This window comes from Shinella sp. JR1-6 (assembly GCF_004284735.1).
Lineage (GTDB): Bacteria > Pseudomonadota > Alphaproteobacteria > Rhizobiales > Rhizobiaceae > Shinella.
Genome location: NZ_SHMI01000082.1, coordinates 1 through 3,344 on the forward strand (window position 1 = coordinate 1; position 3,344 = coordinate 3,344).

The window sequence follows — 3,344 nt, forward strand, 5'->3', positions numbered from 1 at the left end:
CGTCGCCGGGCCTCAGTGCCGGGGGCGCAAGCCACCGACCGGACAAGCGATCGTTACCGGGATCGGCGGAGACGGCCTCCGGCTGGCTCCGTGCTCGCATAGAGCGCGGCCGACCGGAACGGGCGGTGGCCCACCAGGATATCGAAGAAGATCACCATCATGGAAAAACGCCCGTTTCCCACGAGGCTCCGGAAAACCCTACGGCGCTATTGGGGAGCGCGGGTTTCCTCCGCCTGCTCCGCTCACCGGCAAGGCCGGTTCGCTGCGGCCGCGGCCGCGCCGTCCTCACGGCGCTGCGGCTGGAAAACAGTCTTCATCACCGCAAAACAGTCGGCACAAGAAGCGAGTGTCGGCTGACAGAAACCGATTGCAGCCCCGCGCGTAGGCGCGCGGTTGGATCAAAGCATCGGACACGTTCCAGGCGCAGGGGCTACAGTCGACCGCGTTGGCTGGAAGCGAAAGCGTGAGCCGATTTCATCGTCTCCTTCCACCGTTGGACATGACGGCGGGACCGAATCGTCGGCATGCTATTCCGAGAGATCCCACGGATTGACGAGCGCAACACCCATACCGTCGAAATCCCTCACGTTGCGCGTCACCAGGGTCATGCGACGGGTGAACGCCGTCGCCGCGATATAGGCGTCGTTGATCGGCTTTGGATCAGGCACATGCCATCGGGCCGCCTGAACGGCTGCCGCCTCGTCCAGAGGTAGGATTCGGCCCGAAAACGTCGTGAGGACGGTATTTTCGAGCCAGTTGCGCAATACTTTGCCGGCGGCGGGATCATTATGCTCCACCAGCCGCACACCAATCTCCAGTTCGTGCAGCACAACAGAGGAAATGAAGGTTTCGGCCGGATCGACGGTTTCGTTCCAGACCACGACGTTGGGATGCGCCCTGCCGCTCGCAACCTTGCGCAGCTCGGACACGACATTGGTATCGAGCAACAGCATCAGGACAGATCGACCGGCTGGGCATGCTCGGTTCGCTGCGGGAGAGGCAAGTCGACGTCTTCCGCTCCCGGCGCGGCCAGCATGTCACCGAGCGTCCGCATTTTGCCGGTAAGCCGCTTGTACTCGTCAAACGACAAAAGGACATGCGCTGGCCGCCCCCTGTCGGTGATTATGACAGGCCCCCCGTTCGCGGCGCGCTTTGCGCGGCCAAGGTCGTGATTGAGTTCCCGGCCTGAAAGTGTGGTGATGGCCATAACAAGCCTCCAACAATTGTGGTTACGTAACCACAATTAGCGCGTATAGGCCGGAATTACAAGACGGGACTGCGCCGAGAGCGCGGTCCCGTGCGAATTGAGACAAAATCCCAAAACCAACGCAGCGACAGAAATCCGTATTGTCCCCTGACGCGTGGGCCTTTCGGGGCGGGAAGGGGAGGGCGAGGGGAGGGGCTTTGGGGCTCCTCTCGTACCGCATCGCGTCCGCTCGATGCGGGTGCGAAGCGGTCACTGGTACTGCTGCCCCTCCGCGTCGGGAGGAGGGGCAGGCGGGTTTGCTACCGGATGAAACCGAGCTTTTCCGCGATGGATGGCTCATAGTCGTGGCCCGCCTCCGCCAGAAGCGCAATCATGTCGGCGTGATCGAGATCGCGGACCTCGTAGCCCTGCCGGCGTGCCGCCTCGATGATCGCCTCCAAGGTCGGGAATTCCTCCAAAAGCGTGCCGAGCCAGATTTCCGGCGTGCCGAAATCGTCATCGCTCTCGAAGCCCTGAAGAAAGAAGGTGCGTAGCGGCGGATCGAAGCCGATGACAGCCTCGTCGTCCGTTCTCTCGCCTTTCAGAAGGGTAACGGTGTAGCGGCTCATTCGTAGGCCTCGCTTTGCAAATTCCACTCCGTTGTCCACCTTGGATCGTCAAAGTCCGGAACCTCGACGCTGCCATTCTGGAACCCCTCGATGGCGCTCTCGTGATCGGCCGCATCGACTTCGACGTTTATGAGGCGCTCGGCGCAAAATATTTGGATGATGGTGACTGTGTGCTTGCTCACTGGAGATTTCCGTTCCGACCAGTGCCTAAAAGGAAAAGGCGGCTTGGCCGCTGGCCTGCATGTAGGTGGCGCTATCGCCCGCCGCGTAACGCTCGCGGCCCAACGCGGACCACTGGAGGAAACCGGCACGGTCATAGCGAAACCAGCCGTCCTCGATGCCGAAGATCATTCCCCAAGCCTCGGCCTCGGCGGATAGACGGCCGGTATAGATCGGCCAATGCTGGCTGCCCTTGTGCTGACGGCAGACGCTCGGGGCAGAGAAAGCGCGGATGGTGGCGCTTCGGTCGCCGGGTTCGCTTGCCCTGACCGCGCCCATGACCTTGCGGGCGTCGGCGATGGAGATATAGCCCGACGCCTTTTTGTCCTCGTGATGGGAATAGCGGCACCCGAAGGCCACGGCGTGCATGATGCACTCTCGCTCCGTGAACTCCCGCGTCGCCAGCAATTCGCGCCAATTCCGCGCCGTGATCAGGTCGACGGCGTGCCACCAGCGCGCAGTCGGGCCGCTCGAATAGCCGTGGCGGTTCGGCGCGCCGTTTCGGTCTATCTCGTACCCCAACAGGTTTTCGACATGCCGCACATAGGGATGGTCGGCCAGCAGGGGATGGCGAAGCCCTATTTTGCGCGGCTGCGTTCCATCGGGAGGGCAAACCTCGATGGGATGCCGGAACATGCGCGACGGCAGGTTCCACGGCTCGGGCAGCTCGAAGCCATGTGGGACGGCCAGCGAATTATTGATGTCGAGAATGGCGAGGTTCGGCGCGAAGCCGTTCTCCACCAGCGCATCGCCCATCGTGTCGGTGTTCGGCGTGTCCACGATTTGCTCCTCCTGAGTTCATCCTTGAAGGTTCGGCTTACGCCGAAGGGGATCGCTCCCCTTCGGGCAGGGCCAGTGTTTCGGTCGCGCCATCAATCCCACGGAATGACAGCCATGAGGTCTTCGTCGTCCTGACCGGGGAACCGGCCAAGATTGGCGTTGAGCCTGCCGTGGCCCGTGCTGACGGAGAGGCTGAGATAGTCGCCGCCGTTCTGGTTCTTCTTCTTCCAGATACCGCCGAGTTCTACGCGTCGGCCGCGAGGGGACTTGGCAAAGATGCGGTAAACCGGGGCATCCTTGTTGGTGCTGGCGTAGGCTTCGCCGGCGACGTCGATGTCATAGGCGATGGATGCGATATTGCCGCTGAGGGTGCCGTCTTCGTTGAAACGGATGAAGTTGGAAAGTTCGGTCATTGTCTGTCTCCTGAGTTTGCGTTTCCCGAAGGGGAGCCCCCTTGGGCGAAGCCTCCCCGGTCTTTCCGGGGGAATGGCCTCTGACATTCCCCCGGACAGAGGGGGGAGGGCGCAGCC

6 protein-coding genes are annotated in these 3,344 nt (G+C 62.3%); all 6 read right to left on the reverse strand.

Annotated elements, in window-relative coordinates:
* Window positions 1-527: 527 nt before the first annotated feature.
* The gene (locus tag EXZ48_RS34140; protein ID WP_050747018.1) at window positions 528-953 is read right to left on the reverse strand and encodes a type II toxin-antitoxin system VapC family toxin; all 426 of its coding nucleotides are present in this window, start codon (window positions 951-953) and stop codon (window positions 528-530) included.
* Window positions 953-1,207, reverse strand: a complete 255-nt coding sequence (locus EXZ48_RS34145; protein WP_050747017.1) for a type II toxin-antitoxin system Phd/YefM family antitoxin — start codon at window positions 1,205-1,207, stop codon at window positions 953-955. The genes EXZ48_RS34140 and EXZ48_RS34145 overlap by 1 nt, the downstream gene beginning before the upstream one ends.
* Before the next feature lie 299 nt (window positions 1,208-1,506).
* Window positions 1,507-1,815: a hypothetical protein gene (locus tag EXZ48_RS34150; RefSeq protein WP_130521480.1), complete on the reverse strand. Its 309-nt coding sequence runs from the start codon at window positions 1,813-1,815 to the stop codon at window positions 1,507-1,509.
* A complete protein-coding gene (locus EXZ48_RS34155) occupies window positions 1,812-1,997 on the reverse strand; it encodes a hypothetical protein (RefSeq protein ID WP_050747015.1) in 186 nt (61 codons plus the stop codon). The genes EXZ48_RS34150 and EXZ48_RS34155 overlap by 4 nt, the downstream gene beginning before the upstream one ends.
* Before the next feature lie 25 nt (window positions 1,998-2,022).
* Complete coding sequence (locus EXZ48_RS35370) at window positions 2,023-2,814, reverse strand: hypothetical protein (RefSeq protein ID WP_197284065.1); 792 nt, start codon at window positions 2,812-2,814, stop codon at window positions 2,023-2,025.
* Between the two features lie 92 nt (window positions 2,815-2,906).
* Window positions 2,907-3,227 carry a DUF736 family protein gene (locus EXZ48_RS34160; RefSeq protein WP_050747014.1) on the reverse strand — a complete coding sequence of 107 codons (321 nt, stop codon included), beginning with the start codon at window positions 3,225-3,227 and terminating at the stop codon, window positions 2,907-2,909.
* Window positions 3,228-3,344: the final 117 nt, after the last annotated feature.